Below are 16,851 nucleotides of genomic sequence, written 5' to 3' on the forward strand. Positions count from 1 at the left end.
AGTCGGACCTGTCCTGGCTGGACCAGGTCGAGGTGCCCGGCGAGGCGGACAAGGGCGACACGGGCAAGGACGGCGCGGACAAGGCCGAGGCCGCGACCACCGAGGCGGGACCGGAGGAACGGGTGGGCAAGGACCTGGTCGTCGCGGAGGCCCCCGAGCCGCCCGCGGAGCCGGTGACCGCGCACGCGGAGCGCGTGGCCGCCCCGGTCGACCCGGAGCCGCTGCCGCCCGCGCTGCCCCGGGTGCCGGTCGTGCTGTCCTGGTCGGCGAACATGGCCTGGATCGTGGTGCTGATCGCCGCGATGGGCATCTCCTGGTGGTCGCTGTTCGAGTACGCCCGCGGGTTCAGCATCCCGACCCCGCTGGCGGCCGTGGTGTCGCTGGTGTTCGACGCGTCGGCGCTGATCGTGGCCGGGCTCGCGCACCGCTACGCGCTCTCGCCGTACTCCGGTGCCGGGCCGCGGATCGCGCTGCTGCTCCTGCTCGCGGGCAGCGTGTACCTGAACTGGGAGCACGCCGCCGGCAAGGGCTACGGCATCGAGGCGTCGATCATGTTCGCCGCTCCCGCCGCCGTCGGCATCCTGCTCTTCGAGCTGCACATCGGCTGGCACTCGCGCAGCGAGCGCCGCGCCCGCGGCCGGGTCGCCCGCTCGCTGCCGGTGATCGGTGCCTGGGGCTGGTTCCTGCACCCGTTGCAGAGCATCACCACCCTGTGGCGCGTCACCCACGCCCGCGGCCGCTCGGTCCGGACCGCGGAGCTGACCAGCATCGACCAGTCGCGCTAGCGATCGCACTCGCGCCCCGGGGCCTCCCAGGAGTAGCTTAGGCTTACCTAAGTCTTCTGGGAGGCCTCGTCGTGTCTGCTCCACAGCGCACCCGCCCGGTGCACACCCTCACCGTGACCCGCACCGAGTGGATCACCCCGCACATGGTGCGCGTCTGGGCGGGCGGGCCCGGCCTGGCCGCGGTGCCGGACAACGGGTTCACCGACAGCTACGTCAAGCTGCTGTTCTTCCCCGAGGGGCGCCCGGAGGGCGTGGACGTCGCCGAGCTGCGCGCCCAGGGCAAGGTCGTCACCCGCACCTACACGATCCGCCGCCGCGAACCGTCGGAGCTGGCGATCGACTTCGTCTACCACGGCGACGTCGGCCTGGCGGGCCCGTGGGCCGCCTCGGTCCAGCCGGGCACCGAGTTCTCCTTCCAGGGCCCCGGCGGCGCCTACTCCCCGGCCGCCGACGCCGACTGGCACCTGTTCGTCGGCGACGCGTCGGCCTTCCCGGCGATCGGCGCGGCCCTGGAGTCCCTGCCCGCCACCGCCGTCGCCCTCGCGGTCCTGGAGGTGGAGGACCCGGCCGACGAGCAGAAGTTCCTCACCGACGCCCGGCTGGACCTGCGCTGGGTGCCCGCCGGGACGCTGGTGTCCGCCGTGGAGGAGTTGGAGCTGCCCGCGGGGTCCGGCCACGCCTTCGTGCACGGCGAGACCTACGTGATCCGCGACCTGCGCGAGGTCCTGGCCGGGGTCGACCGGCTGTCGATCTCCGGGTACTGGCGCAAGGGCATGGCCGAACCGGAGTTCCAGGCGGCCAAGCGCACAGACCCCGTCTAGGGGTGTCCTGACCGCCGCACGCGCCGGGCATCACCGGCGCGCGGGCGGCGGCACGGGATGGGAGAGGCGCGTCTCACGTGATCCGCCAAGTTACCTTTGGTAAGCTACGAAAGGTAACTTGGAGTGGAGGTCGCATGCGTGGCGTCGAGGGCGCTGTCCCGCGTCGACGGCTGTCGAAGGCGGAACGCCACACCCAGCTCCTGGAGGTGGCGCGTCAGCTCATCCGGGACAAGGGCACGGACGAACTCACCCTCGGGCGGCTCGCCGAGCAGGCCGGGGTGACCAAACCGTTGGTCTACGGGCACTTCGGCGACCGGGCCGGTGTCCTCGCGGAGCTGTACCGCGAGTTCGAGGCCCGCCAGCGAGAAGCACTGGAGGTCGCCCTGGACGAGGCGACACCCTCCCTCGCGGCGGTGGCGGGTGTCGTCGCGGGGGCCTACATCGACTGCTGCCTCGCCGAAGGGCGCGAGTTGGCCGACGTGGTCGCCGCACTCGCGGGCTCCGCCACCCTCAGCCAGGTGCGCCAGGAGGCGGAGGACGCCTACCTCACCCGGTGCCGCACGGCGCTCGAACCCTTCTGCGGGCCGATCGACGCCGCCGGGCTGCACGCGCTGATCGGCGCCGGTGACGCCCTGGCCCGCAACGCGCTCGCAGGTCGGATCAGCCCCGCCCGCGCGCGCGATGTGCTCACCCGCGTCATCACCGCCCTCGCCGTTGACGGCGGGCCCGACACGAAGGAGACGAAACCATGACCATCAGCCATCCCCCGCAGCCCGGCACCGTCCTCTGGGTGTACGCGCATCCGCGCCGCGGGTCCTTCAACGAACGCCTCTTCACCGCCGGGGTCGAGGCGCTGTCGGAACACCACGAGGTCCTGACCTCCGACCTGCACGCACAAGGCTTCGACCCCGTCCTCGCGGACCGTGACCTCGGCGACCTCGCGGGCAAGCCCGGCAACATCGCCGAACTGGTGGGTGAGGCGCACGCCCGAGGCCAGGCACCCGAGGATGTGCGCGCGGAGCAGGCCAAGCTCGCCGCCGCCGAGTTGCTGGTCGTGCAGTTCCCCCTGTGGTGGTACGGGCCGCCCGCGATCCTGAAGGGCTGGTTCGACCGAGTGCTCACCAGTGGGTTCGCCTACGGGGACACCGACCCGGAACTGGGGGTGCCGCGGCGGTACGGCGACGGTGGGCTCGTCGGGCGCAAGGCGTTGCTCGTGGTGACCGCCGGGGAGGACGCGAAGTCGATAGGCCCGCGCGGCATCAGCGGTGACCTCGACTCGCTGCTGTTCCCGCTGACCCATGGCGTCCTCTGGTACGTGGGTATCGAAACCCTGGGACTGCACGTGATCCACGACGCCGACGGTCTGGGCGGCGCCGAGGTCGATCACGAGGTCGAACGGTTGCGCCGGCGGTTGCGCACGGCAGGCTCGGAACCGGCCCGGCGCTACCGGCGCCTCCGTGACGGCGACTACCACGGCACGCGGGCACTGCACGAAGACCTGCTGCCCGGCCGCACCGATCTCGGCATCCACCTCGCTCCGAGCAGTTGCGGAGGCTGAAAGGGCCAGGCTCCAACGAGTCCGGTCCGGGAAAACCGTCGACACGACGATCAGGGGCGCGTGGAGCCTGCGGTGATCGCGGCGGCGTAGCCGGTCTCCGGAAAACCGCGTCGCTCGCCTGTGCGTCCGCGGCGCACCAGCACCCGGTGGTACTAGGCCGATCGGACTAGGATCGGGGGCCAGTGCCACTACACCGTGGAATGAGGCTCCCAGCTTTGCCCACCGAAGACGTCCTCCCCGGCCTCGAAACCGAGCTCACCGCCCTGTGGCGTCGAGCGCGGGCATCGGTTCGGGATTCGGCCAGGACCCTGCACCCCCGCCTGGACCCGACCGTCTACCCGCTGCTGGTCCTGGTGCTGCACGCCGGTTCGCTGCGCATGTCCGAGGCGGCGAACCGCCTCTCGCTGGACAAGTCGACGCTGAGCAGGCAGGTCGACGCCGCGGTCCGCCTGGGCCTGTTGGAGCGCGTGGTCGACAGCACCGACGCCAGGGCCCGGCTGCTGCGGCTGACCCCGTCCGGCCACACGGGACTGACGGCGCTGCTGACCGAGCAGCGCGACCGCTGGCGGGCCTCGCTGGCGGAGTGGGACCGCGAGGACGTGGTGCGGCTGACCGAACTGCTGAACAAACTGGGTGAATCCGGCGTTTCGTAAGGGATGCGGGCGGAGGAGTTCCCTGCCGGGCGTTCGGAGCAGCCCCCGAATCGATCCAAGCACGCGGGGGCGACGGTTTCGCTGTGGTGGGGCTGAGTTGTCCACAGGGCCGAGCTGGTCGCGGGGCCGGTTGGCCGCGGGTCAGGGCAGGGAGCCGCGCAGGGTCAGCACGCGGTCGGTGGCCGCGGTGAACGCCTGCCGGTCGAGGGTTCCCGCGGTGTAGGCGGTGGCGAGGGCGTCGAGGACCTGGTCGCCCTGGGTGGTGTCGCGGGCCGAGGCGAGGATGAGGTCCATGCCCGCCGCCGCGGCGAGGAGGGCGCGGTCGCCCGTGGTCCCGTAGGGCTGGAGGGCGCCCGCCTCCAGGGCGTCGGTGATGGTGACGCCCTGGAAACCGCGGTCGCGGCGGAGTTCGTCGCGGACCACGGTGGGGGACAGGCCCGCGGGGCGGGAGGCGTCGAGGGCGGGGTAGACCGCCCAGGAGAGCATGACCAGCTTGACCCCGGCGGCCACGGCGAGGTCGTAGGGCGGCTCGTCCCTGGTGCGCAGGTCCGACAGGGACGTGGTCAGGGTGACCGGGCGGGTGTCGGTGTTCTCCGCCGCCCCGGCGGGCCCGAGCCCGGGGAAGTGCTTGGCGGTGGCGGCGACGCCGGTGGCCTGCTGGGCCTGGATGAAGGCGCGGCTGAGCACGCCGACGGTGCCCGAGTCGGTGCTGTAGGAGCGGCCGTACTGGTCCATGAGGTCGCCGGGGACGCGGTACACGTCCGCCACCGGGGCCAGGTTCACGTTCATCCCCACACCGCGCAGGTTCTGCCCCGCCGAGGTTCCCGCGTCGCGGGCGGCGGTGGTGCCCTGGGCGCCCACCTGCTCCTGCGACAGCAGCGGCGCACCGGGCAGGCGGCGGACCTGCCCGCCCTCCTGGTCGGTCATCAGCAGCAGCGGCGCGGGGACCGGGCTCTGCGCCGCCGCGGCCCGGAGCTGGGCGACGACGCCCGCGATCTGGGCGGTGCCGGAGATGTTCTCGCCGAAGAAGATCACGCCCGCGGTCTCGCCCGCGCGGATGCGGTCGAGCAGGGACTGCGGTGGCGTCAGGCCGGGGTAGGAGTAGACCACCCGCTGGCCCGCCAGTTGCCGGGTGGTCAGCGTCGGTGCCGCCGAGGCGGTGGGGAGGGCGGTCAGTGCTGCGGCCAGGACCAGGCCCACCGCGGAACCCGCTCCCCACCGTCGTCGCATCGGTGTCCGCATGGCCGACCTCCTCGCACCCGGTCCTCCAGTTAACGAGATCCAGATGCGTTCGGTCAATCATTCACGGGAGAATTACGCCAACAGCCCTCAATGGGGACCGAGTTGTCGTGCACCAGTGGGGCGCGATCTTCGGAAGCCGGAGACCAGCAGCGCGGCGTTTGCTATCACGATGACTGCCAGTGTGGTCAGCACCAACCAGAAGCCGAGGCCGGGATGCCGCGTGTCCAGGGCGGCGGCCACGGCGTCCCGCCCCTCGTTCTCGGGGAGGAACCGCGCGGTCAGACCGGCCTCGCGGAGGATCGGTTCCCACCGCGCGCTGGCGAGCCGCTCGACGACCACAACCAGGACACCGGCACCCGCCGCGACGTCCACGGAGGCTGCCGCCCGCAGCAGGCGCGGCCTGATCAACTGAACCGCGATCCCGAGCAGGAGGAGCACCACAACCGCTGCGGTGACGAGCCGGATCGGCCTGTCAGCGCGGGCCTGGTCGAGGCTGGTCGCCATCGCCGAGTTCTTCGTGAACTCGAGGAAGCCGGTCAGCTCGCCGTCGGCAGCCAACGACGGCCTGCTCCCCGTGATCATCTCGGTGCCGGTCAGCGAGCTTTCGATCGTTCCCCGCCCGTCGGGGAGGGAGCATGACACCGCTGTGTTCGGAAGCAGCAGGAACACGGCAAGTGCGACGAGGAAACCGGCGGGTCGAGCGAACCCGCGAATCAACGGCCTCCGGATACGGGGAGTCCTCGTGGTCACGGCGTGAGCGTTCCACCGACTTGCCGGGACCCCTCCCGTGCCCGACAAGGCAGCGCGTCACCCCGTGCAACGCCCCACGCGCCCGCAACGTTCCCTCCGGAGGGCGGATGCCGGGCTCATCTTTTGAAGCCTGTACCGCATCGGTGCCCTGTGCCCGTACTGGATGGCCGTGTGGATCGGGACGACTCCGAACTTCTGGTACACCACCCTGGTCGATCACTCACGGGAGAATTCCGCCAACAGCCCCGCGTACGGCTTCGGCGGCGGGGCGGCGAACTCGCCCCGCGCCGCCCCGCGCAACCCCATGGTCACCAGCGACTGCACCGCCAGCACCGCCGCCTGCACCCCGTCCACCACCGGCACACCCAGCTCGGCCGACACCGCTGGGCACAGCTCGGCCATGCCCGCGCACCCCAGCACGACCGCGTCCGACCCGTCGGCCTCCAGCGCCGCCGCACATGCGGCGACGACCTTCTTGACCGCGTCCGGGTCGCTCTCCAGCTCCAGCACGGGGATGCCGCACGCGTGCACCCCCAGGCACGCCCGCCCGGCGCCGTAGTGCGCGGCCAGGTCCCGCGCCCGCCCGACCGTCCGCGCCAGGGTCGTCACCACGCTGAACCCCCGCCCCAGGTACATCGCCGAGCGCATGGCCGCCTCGGCGATCCCCACCACCGGGCCCGCCGCGACCTCCCGCGCCGCGTCCAGACCGGGGTCGCCGAAGCAGGCCAGCACGTACCCGTCGACCCCGGCGCGCTCCCCGGCGGCGACCTCGGCCAGCACCCCGGGCACGCTCAGCGCCTCGTCGTAGTGGCTCTCGATCGACGCCGGGCCCATCGCCGGGTGGACCGCGCGCACGCGGGTGCCCGGGCCCGCCACGGCCCGGGCGGCCCGCTCGACCAGCGCGGTCATCGCCCCCGAGGTGTTCGGGTTGACGACGAGCAGTTCCACCTAGACCTCCGCCGCAGGCTCGACCGGCTCGTCCACCCGGCTCGACGCGGCGACGCGGAACCGCGGTGCCAGCGCCAGGTAGCCGAGCAGGCCGAGGCCCATGCCGATGAACCAGCTGTACTGCGAGGCGGTCGCCATGCCCGGCCCGCCGCGCCACAGCACCGGCACCATCGCCACGGCGGCGCCGACGGCGGTGGCGATCACCGCGGCCGGGTTGTAGCCGCGCCGGTAGAAGTAGCGGCCGTCCGGGCGCAGGGTGAACAGGTCGTCGACCACCACGCGCTGCTTGCGGACCAGGTAGTGGTCGGCGATCAGCACCCCGAACAGCGGACCGATGAACGCGCCCAGGGTCTCCAGCGTGTAGTGGATGACCTCGGGGTTGTTGTAGAGGTTCCACGGGGTGATCAGCACCGACCCGACGGCGGCGATCATGCCGCCCGCCCGCCAGCTGATCCGCTGCGGGCTCACGTTGGAGAAGTCGAAGGCGGGCGAGATGAAGTTCGCGACGATGTTGATCCCGATGGTGGCGATGGTGAACGTCAGCGCCCCCAGCACGATGGCGAACGTGGAGTCGATGCGCGCCACCGTGGCCACCGGGTCGGTGATCAGCTCACCGAACACCGGAACCGTCAGCGACGCGGTGACCACCACCAGGATCGAGAACACCAGGAAGTTCAGCGGCAGCCCCAGCAGGTTGCCCCGCTTGACCGCGGCGAAGCTCCTGCCGTAGCGGGAGAAGTCGCCGAAGTTGAGCATCGGCCCGGAGAAGTACGACACCACCAGCGCGATCGCGCCCAGCATCACCGGCACCGCGTCGAACCCGGTGTGCGTGACCTCGCCCAGGTTCAGGTCGACCGCGCCCCAGCCCGCCTTGACCAGCAGGTACCCGGCCAGGACGAACATGACGACGTACACCGCCGGACCGCAGAAGTCGATGAACCGGCGGATCGTCTCCATCCCGGTCCAGAACACCGCCGCCTGCAACACCCACAGCAGCGCGAACGAACACCACCCCAGCAGCGACAACCCGGCGAACCCGTACAGGTCGACGTCGGCGTAGGGCAGCAGCGCCGGGAACAGCTTGAGCACCACGATGTCCAGTGCCGCCGACGCCAGGTAGGTCTGGATGCCGTACCAGGCGACCGCGATCAGCCCGCGGATGATCGCCGGGATGTTCGCCCCCAGCACCCCGAACGACGCCCGGCAGATCACCGGGTACGGCACCCCGGTCGCCTGGCTGGGCTTGGCCACCAGGTTGCAGAACCCGTAGACGATCCCGATCCCGACCACCAGCGCGACGAGCACCTGCCAACTGCTCAGGCCCAGGGCGAACAGGCTGCCCGCGGTGACGTACCCGCCGACACTGTGCACATCGGACATCCAGAACGCGAAGATGTTGTAGGAGCCCCAACTCTGCTTCCGCAGCGGGGCCAGGTCTTCGTTGGTGAGCCGGGGGTCGTAGTCGGCCTTGATCAGCCCGCCGCCGATCGGCGTGCCCGCCGCTTCGAGCAGGTCGTCGTGCCCGGCGACCGAGCCGGGGGGTAACGGGCGTTCGTGTCGGGGGACCGTGGTTTCGGACATCACCGCTCCTCGATGCCGGGTGCGCTGCGTGGGGTGCGCCGCTGCGCGACCAGGCTAGGAGCGGGGTGTTACCCGCCGATCACGTCGATCGTATATTCCCCGGGGGTTCCGGGTCGGCGAGCAGCCCGGTGTGCCGGGGCACCGCGCCGAGCAGCTCGGCCAGCCGCCGGTGGTGCGCCCGGGCGGCGTCGAGCAGGGCGGCGGTGTCGCGGGCGACGAACGCGGCCAGCATGTCGGCGTGGTCGCGGTGCAGCACCGCGCGGTCGTCCACCGCCACGTGCGCCATCGGCCGCGCGGGCTCGGTGACGTTCCACGCCGACTCGAACATCTTGACCAGCCTGTGCATCCCGCACGGGGTCACCAGCGCGAAGTGGAACCGCCTGCTCTCCCGGTGGTAGGCCCGCACGTCCCCGGCGGCGATGGCCGCCTCCAGCGCCTCGTGCGCCCGCAGGGCGGCGCGGTCGTCGGCCGCCCCGGCGGCGCCCAGCGCGGCGGCGAGCGCGGCGGTCTCCAGCGCTTCCCGGACCACGTACATCTCCCGCAGCTCCGCCGAGGTCAGCTTCGCCACGGTGTACCCGGCGTTGACCCGGTGCTCGACGAGGCCCTCCCCGATCAGCGTCTTCAACGCCTCGCGCACCGGGATGCGGCTGACCCCGAACACCGCGGCCACCTCGTCGAGCGGGACGGCGGTCCCCGGGGGGACCTCCCCCTCCAGCAGCGCCCGCCGCAGCTCGCCGAGGATGGTCGCCTGGGAGGTGTCCTCGTGCTCGCGGGTCAGCAGCGCGATCAGCGCCGAGCGCCGCCGTGGTCCTGGCATGGCGGGCAGGCTAGCCCCGCCACGTTGTGCCCGTGTGACGTCGCGGGTGGTGGTCGGGGGTCACTGGTCGTCGTCGATGTTCATGTGCAGCCACTCCGGCCAGGTCTTCGACCACGGTCGGACCGGGTCCGACACCAGCCAGACGGTGGGGGAGCGCAGGACGACGTTCTCCAGGGTCGAGTGGTCGTCGGCGCGGCCGACCGCCCGGACCGAGCGGAAGTGGGCGCGGAGGAAGTCCGGGTCGCCGCCGACGATGATGGCGGTGGTGGCGTCGTCCGGTGGGGCTCCGAAGAACCAGAAGCCGCGGTGCCCGCTGTAGACCGGCGGCAGGCCGTGGGCGGGTCCCTCGTAGGCCAGGGCGGCGGCGTGCGGGTAGACGTCGGCCATCACCACCGTGTGGGCGCGCTGCGCGGGGGGCAGCGACCGGTAGACGTCGCCGATGTCCTCGGTGAACGCGGGCCAGCCGACCTGGCCGCGCAGCAGCGGGTTGGGCACCAGCGCCGGGTGGCGCTCGGCGATGCCCTGCGGCACGACCGGCAGCAGGCACACCAGTGCGATCACGCCCAGCGCCCCGGTCAGCCCGAACGCCCACGGCCGCCGCCACCAGGCGGGCCCGCGGTCCTGCAACGCCACCACACCCGCGGCGAACCCCAGCGGGAACAGCCCGACCAGGTAGTAGGGGCGCCCGTTGAACACCAGCATCAGCACGAACAGCATCGGCAGGGCGATGCCGAGGAACCGGTACGGTGGCGTGCGCAGCAGCTTGCGGATGCCGAGCACCATCAGCACCAACCCGAGGGGGCCGATGTAGAGGGCGAGCCAGGCGGAGAACCCGACCCGGCCGCCCTGGAACGAGTCCTGCTCGGCGCTGACCGCGTCCAGCATCGCCACGTACGGCCACCCGTTGGCGTTCTGCCACAGCAGCCCCGGCAGCGCGGTGACCACGGTGATCGCCGCGCCCACCCACAGCAGCGGGCGGCGCAGCAGGTCGCCGCGGCCGGTGCACAGCGCCGCCACGCCGATGGCCACCCACAGGATCGGCACCAGGTACTTGATCTGCAACGCGACCGCCGTGCACAGCCCGGCGGCCAGCAGCAGCCGGTCCTGGCGGGTGCGCACCCACTTGGTGACCAGGTAGGTGATGGCCGCCCAGAGGGTGGTGTCGAAGGTGGTGGTGGCCAGCAGGTGCCCGGTCCAGAGCACGAACGGGGCCGTGCCGAACGCGGCGGCGGCGAGCAGTTGGGCGCGCGGCCTGCCGCCGAGTTCGCGGGCGATCAGCGCGGCCAGGACCACGCCGACGGCGGTGACCAGGGCGGACGGGGTGCGCAGGGCGAGCAGGTTGCCGGGGAACAGCAGGTCGATGCCCTTGGCCAGCAGCGGCACGAGCGCCGACTGGTCGACGTAGCCCCAGGACGGGTGCCCGCCGGCGATGACGAAGTACATCTCGTCGCCGTCGTGGCCGTAGCGCCCGCTGAGCAGCAGCAGGAGCACCCCGACGCCCGCCGCCAGCGCCAGCAGCGGGCCCCACCGCACCGGTGGGACCGCGGGCTCGGACGGCACGGCCAGCGGTCGCGCCTGCGCCCGCTCCTCGGTCGCGCTCATCCACTCCTCCTCGACTGTCCACCCCGGATCGGACCATTCACCGGTGCGGTCAATCTAGAAGACCGGCGCCGTGATCGGAAATAGCGGGGACACAATTTGCGGGTTTTGTTCACAATCGGTGTCGTGCGCCGCTCATGGCGAATCCGCGACAACTGTACCGGTGCGCCAAAGTGCGGATGTGAATGTGTCGTGCGTTTGACAAAGATGTGCGTCCACTACGCAGGGCGATGGCCGGTCTCACTGCTCGTGGTTCGGATAACTCTGCGTACCCGCTCGGACCTGCGGTTCGATCTCAGATGGTTGAAGATGAAAGATATTCGAGTTACCTGCCGGTGATGTGCCCGACCCCGGCGTCCCGCAATTTTCGGGCGGGTATTTCCGCTGCTGGGAATGCGTTTGCCGGATAACGCGCCATTGGTGTACGGCACCGTTCATCAAGCGGGGGTCAGCGCGGGCAGCGGGAGAGCAGCGACGCCAGGGTGTCGTGTTCGGCCTGATCCACGGTCAGGTTGTACTTCGCCTTCACCAGGACCCAGCGGACCGCGTAGTCGCAGCTGTAGGCCGCGTCGGGCAGCCAGTGGGCGGGGTCCTGGTCGCCCTTCTGCCGGTTGCTGCGGGCGGAGACCACGATGAGCTGGTCGAGGTCGTTGGCGAAGGCCCGGCGCTGCTCGCGGGTCCAGCCCCGGGTGCCGGAGCGGTTGGCCTCGGCCAGCGGCACGAGGTGGTCGAGGTCGGTCTGGCGCGCGTCGGTGATGGTGGTGCCGTCGTACGGGCTGGTCCAGGTGCCCTCCATCGCCTTGCACTCGACGTCGGTCCGCACGCTCCTGCCCTGGGCCTTCAGCGCCTCCTCGCGGGTGTCGCACCCGTCGCCCCGGGCCGACCAGTGCGGCCAGTCCTCGCGGTTGTAGGGCAGGCCGGTGTCCTCCACGGCCACGGTCAGCTTCGCAAGCTGGTCGATCGCCCGCTGCGCGTCCGCCCCGGTCGGGGTGCCCTCGTCCAACTGCGACCACCAGATGCCGACCACCAGCACGACCAGCGCCACCACCAGCGACACCCAGGTCGTCTTCCCGCGCTTGGCCACCGCAGGTCCCTCCACTTCCTCGTCACGCTTCGCACATGATTGTCGGTGGCGCTCGACCATCGGGTGAACGGGGCCGCCTCGGCGCGGCTATCGCGAACACGGACTTGCAGGACACGGCCTAGCCGCCGAGCCGGTCCCGGCGGGTCGCACTAGGGTCGGGCGGGTGCGGATCGCCACCTGGAACGTCAACTCCGTCAAGCAGCGCGTCCCCCGCCTGCTCCCCTGGCTTGACGAGCGCGCCCCCGACGTCGTCTGCCTCCAGGAGACCAAGCTCGCCGACGACGCCTTCCTGGAACTGCTGACCGACGACCTGTCGGCGCGCGGCTACGAGGTCGCCAGCCACGGCGAGGGCCAGTGGAACGGGGTGGCCCTGCTGTCGCGGGTCGGCCTCGACGACGTGGTGCGCGGCCTGCCCGGTGGCCCCGGCTTCCCGCACCAGGAGGCCCGGGCGGTCTCCGCCGTCTGCGGCGGCCTGCGGGTGCATTCCCTGTACGTCCCCAACGGCGGCAGCCCCGACTCCGACCACTACCGCTACAAGCTCGACTGGCTGCGCGCCCTGCGCGACACCGTCGCCGCCGACGTCGACACCGCCGTGGTCTGCGGCGACCTCAACATCGCCCCCGCCGACGCCGACGTGTTCGACCCGGCGGCGTTCGAGGGCCACACCCACGTCACCGACGCCGAGCGGGCCGCCCTGCGGGAGCTGCTGGACCTGGGCCTGCACGACGTGGTCCGCGACCGCTGGCCCACCGAGACGGTGTTCAGCTACTGGGACTACCGGGCGGGCATGTTCCACCAGAACCGGGGGATGCGCATCGACCTGATCCTGGCGGGCACCCCCGTGGCCGCCCGCCGCCGCGCCGCCTGGGTCGACCGGGCCGCCCGCAAGGGCACCAAGCCCAGCGACCACGCCCCGGTCGTCCTGGACCTCGACGAGGCCCCGGACGGCGACATCGGCCCGATGGTCCCGCCCCCGTCGGTCGCCGCACCCCGGCGCGGCGGGAAAGTCCCCCGATGAGGTGATCCGGGACGACCCCGCGCCGGGGGTCAGGATCGCGTAAAGATCGCCGGTGGGCCCGTCAAGACGGCGTCAGGCCCGGCGGCGGCGGCGCGGATCTGCTGCACGCTCCTCCCGGCGTGCCCACCAGCGGGGTGGGCACCGGGTCGGAGAGGGGTGCGGCGTGGCTGACGTGGCCTACGCGGTGCTCATCGTCGTTGTCTTCGCCGGGCTGGCTCTGGCCGTTCGCGGGCTGGAGCGGTTGTGAGCGGCTTAGTCGGCAACGTGGTCGGGGGGATCGTCGCGGCGGGGTTGCTCGGGTACCTCTTCGCCGCGCTCATCCGGCCGGAGAAGTTCTGATGTGGGCCGGGGTGGCGCAGGCCGCCTTGCTGGTGGTGGCGCTGGCGGTCGTGCACCGGCCGTTCGGTGATCACATGGCCCGGGTCTACCAGCGCACCGAGCACTCCACTGTGGAGCGGGCGATCTACCGGGTGGTGCGGGTGGACCCGGGCACCGAGCAGAAGTGGTCCACCTACGCGCTCGGGGTCGTCGGGTTCTCGGCGGTGGGGGTCGGGTTCCTCTACCTGCTCCAGCGGGTGCAGTCGTGGCTGCCGTTCGACTTCGGGCGCGGGAACGTCCCGCCCGGGATGGCGTTCAACAACGCGATCAGCTTCGTGACGAACACGAACTGGCAGTCCTACGTGCCGGAGAACGCGATGGGGCACAGCGTGCAGCTCATCGGGTTCACCGTGCAGAACTTCGTCTCCGCCGCCGTGGGCCTGGCCGTGGCGATGGCCCTGGTGCGCGGGTTCGTGCGGGTCAAGACCGACCGGTTGGGCAACTTCTGGGTCGACCTCACCCGGGGGACACTGCGCATCCTGCTGCCGGTGGCGTTCGCGTTCGCGCTCGTGCTGATCGTGACCGGGGTGACCATGAGCTTCAAGTCCGGGGTCGTCGTCGACGGGCAGACCGTCGCCCAGGCCCCGACCGCCAGCCAGGAGGCGATCAAGGAACTCGGGACCAACGGCGGCGGGATCTTCAACGCCAACTCCGCGCACCCCTTCGAGAACCCCGGCGCCTGGTCGAACCTCATCGAGCTGTTCCTCATCCTCGTCATCCCCGTCTCCCTCACCCGGACCTTCGGCACGATGGTGGGCGAGCGCAGGCAGGGGTACGTGCTGCTCGGCGTCATGGGCACCCTCTGGACCGCCATGCTGGCCCTGATCTGGGCGGCGGAGGCGAGCGGGGCGCGTCCGCTGGAGGGCAAGGAACTGCGGTTCGGCGTGGCCGGGTCCGCGCTGTTCGCCAACACGACCACGGCCACCTCCACCGGTGCGGTGAACTCCGCGCACGACAGCTTCTCCGGCCTCGGCGGCGGTGGGGCGCTGCTCAACATGCTCTTCGGGGAGATGACGCCGGGCGGGGTCGGGACCGGCCTCTACAGCATCCTGGTCATGGCGGTCATCGCCATGTTCCTGGCCGGGCTGATGGTCGGCCGCACGCCGGAGTACCTCGGCAAGAAGCTGGGCCGCCGCGAGGTGACCGCCGCCGCCGTGTCCATCCTGGCCATGCCGACCGTGCTGCTGCTCGGCGCCGGGATCGCCGCCGTGCTGCCGTCGACGCCCGGGGCGCTCAACAACGACGGGGCGCACGGGCTCTCGGAGGTCCTCTACGCCTACGCGTCCGCCTCGAACAACAACGGCAGCGCCTTCGCGGGCCTGACCGCCACCGGCGACTGGTTCCAGGCCTCGCTCGGGGTGTGCATGGCCGTCGGGCGGTTCGTGCCGATCATCGCCGTGCTGGCGCTGGCGGGTTCGCTGGCCGCGCAGCGCCGGGCCCCGGTCACCGCCGGGACGCTGCCCACCACCGGGCCGCTGTTCGCCGGGCTGCTCGGCGGGGCCGTCGTGCTCGTCGCCGCGCTGACCTTCGTCCCCGCCCTCGCCCTCGGACCCATCGCGGAGGCCATGCTGTGAGTACCACCGTCGAGCGCCCGCCTGCCGCCGCCGATGCCCCGGCGCGGCAGGTGTCGGCCGGGGTGTTCAGCCCCGGTCAACTGCTGGCGTCCCTCCCGGACGCCCTGCACAAGTTCCACCCGCGCCACCAGGTGCGCAACCCGGTCATGTTCGTGGTCTGGGTCGGGTCGCTGCTGGTCACCGCCTTCGCGGTCGGCGACCCGAACACGTTCACCGTCACCGTCGCGGTGTGGCTGTGGTTCACCGTGCTCTTCGCCAACCTCGCCGAGGCCGTCGCCGAGGGGCGCGGCAAGGCGCAGGCCGACTCGCTGCGGCGCACCAAGCAGGACGCCGTCGCGCGGCGGCTGCGCGCGGACGGCACCGAGGAGCGGGTGCCCGGCACCGACCTGCGGGTCGGTGACCGGGTGGTCGTCGAGGCCGGGGAGGTGGTCCCCGGCGACGGTGACGTGGTCGAGGGCATCGCCTCGGTCGACGAGTCCGCCATCACCGGGGAGTCCGCGCCGGTCGTGCGCGAGGCCGGTGGGGACCGGTGCGCGGTCACCGGCGGCACCACCGTGCTCTCGGACCGGGTCGTCGTGCGGATCTCCACCAAACCGGGGGAGTCCTTCGTGGACCGGATGATCGCGCTGGTGGAGGGCGCCCAGCGGCAGAAGACGCCGAACGAGATCGCGCTGACGATCCTGCTCTCCACCCTGACGATCATTTTCCTGCTGGCCGTGGTCGCCCTCCAGCCGTTCGCGATCCTCTCCGGCGGTGAGCAGTCGGTGCTCGTGCTGACCGCGCTGCTGGTCTGCCTGATCCCGACCACGATCGGGGCGCTGCTCTCGGCCATCGGCATCGCAGGCATGGACCGGCTGGTGCAGCGCAACGTGCTGGCCACCTCCGGCAAGGCCGTCGAGGCCGCCGGGGACATCGACACCCTGCTGCTGGACAAGACCGGCACCATCACCTTCGGCAACCGCCGCGCCACCGACTTCCACCCGGTGGACGGCGCGGACCTGGCCGAGCTGGCCGCCGCCGCCCGGCTGTCCAGCCTGGCCGACGGCACCCCGGAGGGCCGCAGCGTCATCGACCTCTGCGTCGAGCGCCACGGGTTGCCCGCCGAGGCGTCCGAGCACGAGAAGACCGGCGAGTTCGTCCCGTTCACCGCCCAGACCCGGATGAGCGTCATCGACCTCGACGGCCGCGCGGTGCGCAAGGGCGCCGCGAGCGGGTTCGCGCTCAGCGCCGAGGCGTCCGCCGTCGTCGACGACATCGGCAACGAGGGCGGCACCCCGCTGGTGGTGGCCGACGGCGACCGGGTGCTGGGTGTGATCCGGATGTCCGACGTGGTCAAACCCGGCATGGCCGCCCGGTTCGCCGAGCTGCGCGCCATGGGCATCCGCACGGTCATGGTCACCGGCGACAACCCGCTGACCGCCCGCGCCATCGCCGCCGAGGCCGGGGTGGACGACTTCCTCGCCGAAGCCAAGCCCGAGGACAAGCTGGCGCTCATCCGCGCCGAGCAGGAGGGCGGGCGGCTGGTCGCCATGACCGGCGACGGCACCAACGACGCGCCGGCGCTGGCCAGGGCGGACGTCGGCGTGGCGATGAACACCGGCACCTCCGCCGCCAAGGAGGCCGGGAACATGGTGGACCTGGACTCCGACCCCACCAAGCTGATCGAGGTCGTGGAGATCGGCAAGCAGTTGCTGATCACCCGGGGCGCGCTGACCACGTTCAGCGTGGCCAACGACCTGGCGAAGTACTTCGCGATCCTGCCCGCCATGTTCGCCGCCATCTATCCGCAGCTCGGCGGCCTGAACGTGATGCGGCTGGCCACCCCGGAGTCGGCGATCCTGTCGGCGGTGGTGTTCAACGCGCTGATCATCGTGGTGCTCATCCCGCTGGCGCTGCGCGGTGTCCGCTACCGGCCCTCCGGGGCGAGCGCGCTGCTGCGGCGCAACCTGCTGGTCTACGGGGTCGGCGGGATTGCCACGCCGTTCCTCGGGATCTGGCTGATCGACCTCCTCGTCCGACTCATCCCCGGAATCGGGTGACCCG

At 71.9% G+C, this 16,851-nt stretch carries 16 protein-coding genes; 9 read left to right on the plus strand and 7 right to left on the minus strand.

All coding sequences use genetic code 11. The annotated features are described in order from the left end of the window. The 5 genes from L6E12_RS09405 to L6E12_RS09425 form a co-directional block, all read left to right on the plus strand. The coding region (locus L6E12_RS09405) for a DUF2637 domain-containing protein (protein WP_236227513.1) at positions 1–785 on the plus strand (785 nt) is incomplete at its 5' end. 71 nt (positions 786–856) lie between these two features. Next, on the plus strand, positions 857–1,606 hold the full coding sequence (locus L6E12_RS09410; RefSeq protein WP_236227514.1) for a siderophore-interacting protein: 750 nt from the start codon (positions 857–859) through the stop codon (positions 1,604–1,606). 134 nt (positions 1,607–1,740) lie between these two features. After that, positions 1,741–2,358, plus strand: coding sequence for a TetR/AcrR family transcriptional regulator (locus L6E12_RS09415; RefSeq protein ID WP_236227515.1), 618 nt, complete (start codon positions 1,741–1,743; stop codon positions 2,356–2,358). Continuing rightward, complete coding sequence (locus tag L6E12_RS09420; RefSeq protein WP_236227516.1) at positions 2,355–3,164, plus strand: NAD(P)H-dependent oxidoreductase; 810 nt, start codon at positions 2,355–2,357, stop codon at positions 3,162–3,164. Before L6E12_RS09415 ends, L6E12_RS09420 begins: the two co-directional genes overlap by 4 nt. Before the next feature lie 215 nt (positions 3,165–3,379). Next, positions 3,380–3,817, plus strand: a complete 438-nt coding sequence (locus tag L6E12_RS09425) for a MarR family winged helix-turn-helix transcriptional regulator (protein ID WP_236227517.1) — start codon at positions 3,380–3,382, stop codon at positions 3,815–3,817. A 141-nt stretch (positions 3,818–3,958) separates the two neighbouring features. Here the strand turns inward: L6E12_RS09425 and L6E12_RS09430 are convergent, their stop codons facing one another. The 7 genes from L6E12_RS09430 to L6E12_RS09465 all read right to left on the minus strand — a co-directional run bounded on the left by L6E12_RS09430 (position 3,959) and on the right by L6E12_RS09465 (position 11,838). Next, on the minus strand, positions 3,959–5,059 hold the full coding sequence (locus tag L6E12_RS09430; protein WP_236227518.1) for a glycoside hydrolase family 3 N-terminal domain-containing protein: 1,101 nt from the start codon (positions 5,057–5,059) through the stop codon (positions 3,959–3,961). 87 nt (positions 5,060–5,146) lie between these two features. After that, a complete protein-coding gene (locus tag L6E12_RS09435) occupies positions 5,147–5,809 on the minus strand; it encodes a hypothetical protein (RefSeq protein WP_236227519.1) in 663 nt (220 codons plus the stop codon). Positions 5,810–6,025: 216 nt separating this feature from the next. Then, a complete protein-coding gene (locus L6E12_RS09445; protein WP_236227520.1) occupies positions 6,026–6,757 on the minus strand; it encodes an aspartate/glutamate racemase family protein in 732 nt (243 codons plus the stop codon). Further along, positions 6,758–8,338, minus strand: coding sequence for an NCS1 family nucleobase:cation symporter-1 (locus L6E12_RS09450; RefSeq protein ID WP_236227521.1), 1,581 nt, complete (start codon positions 8,336–8,338; stop codon positions 6,758–6,760). It lies immediately after the preceding gene. Between the two features lie 79 nt (positions 8,339–8,417). Beyond that, on the minus strand, positions 8,418–9,155 hold the full coding sequence (locus L6E12_RS09455; RefSeq protein WP_236227522.1) for a GntR family transcriptional regulator: 738 nt from the start codon (positions 9,153–9,155) through the stop codon (positions 8,418–8,420). Between the two features lie 60 nt (positions 9,156–9,215). Continuing rightward, the gene (locus L6E12_RS09460; RefSeq protein ID WP_236227523.1) at positions 9,216–10,757 is read right to left on the minus strand and encodes a glycosyltransferase family 39 protein; all 1,542 of its coding nucleotides are present in this window, start codon (positions 10,755–10,757) and stop codon (positions 9,216–9,218) included. 445 nt (positions 10,758–11,202) lie between these two features. Beyond that, positions 11,203–11,838, minus strand: a complete 636-nt coding sequence (locus L6E12_RS09465; protein ID WP_236227524.1) for a DUF1524 domain-containing protein — start codon at positions 11,836–11,838, stop codon at positions 11,203–11,205. 163 nt (positions 11,839–12,001) lie between these two features. Between L6E12_RS09465 and L6E12_RS09470 the strand changes: the two genes are divergently transcribed. The 4 genes from L6E12_RS09470 to kdpB all read left to right on the plus strand — a co-directional run bounded on the left by L6E12_RS09470 (position 12,002) and on the right by kdpB (position 16,847). Next, positions 12,002–12,856 carry an exodeoxyribonuclease III gene (locus L6E12_RS09470; RefSeq protein ID WP_236227525.1) on the plus strand — a complete coding sequence of 285 codons (855 nt, stop codon included), beginning with the start codon at positions 12,002–12,004 and terminating at the stop codon, positions 12,854–12,856. Between the two features lie 243 nt (positions 12,857–13,099). Then, complete coding sequence (kdpF, locus tag L6E12_RS09475) at positions 13,100–13,195, plus strand: K(+)-transporting ATPase subunit F (protein ID WP_063935990.1); 96 nt, start codon at positions 13,100–13,102, stop codon at positions 13,193–13,195. Then, a complete protein-coding gene (kdpA, locus tag L6E12_RS09480; RefSeq protein ID WP_236227526.1) occupies positions 13,195–14,808 on the plus strand; it encodes a potassium-transporting ATPase subunit KdpA in 1,614 nt (537 codons plus the stop codon). The genes kdpF and kdpA overlap by 1 nt, the downstream gene beginning before the upstream one ends. Beyond that, the gene (gene kdpB, locus L6E12_RS09485; protein WP_236227527.1) at positions 14,805–16,847 is read left to right on the plus strand and encodes a potassium-transporting ATPase subunit KdpB; all 2,043 of its coding nucleotides are present in this window, start codon (positions 14,805–14,807) and stop codon (positions 16,845–16,847) included. Before kdpA ends, kdpB begins: the two co-directional genes overlap by 4 nt. The last annotated feature ends 4 nt before the right edge of the window (positions 16,848–16,851 follow it).

The sequence above is a fragment of the Actinokineospora sp. PR83 genome (assembly GCF_021056305.1).
Taxonomy (GTDB): Bacteria; Actinomycetota; Actinomycetes; order Mycobacteriales; family Pseudonocardiaceae; genus Actinokineospora; species Actinokineospora spheciospongiae.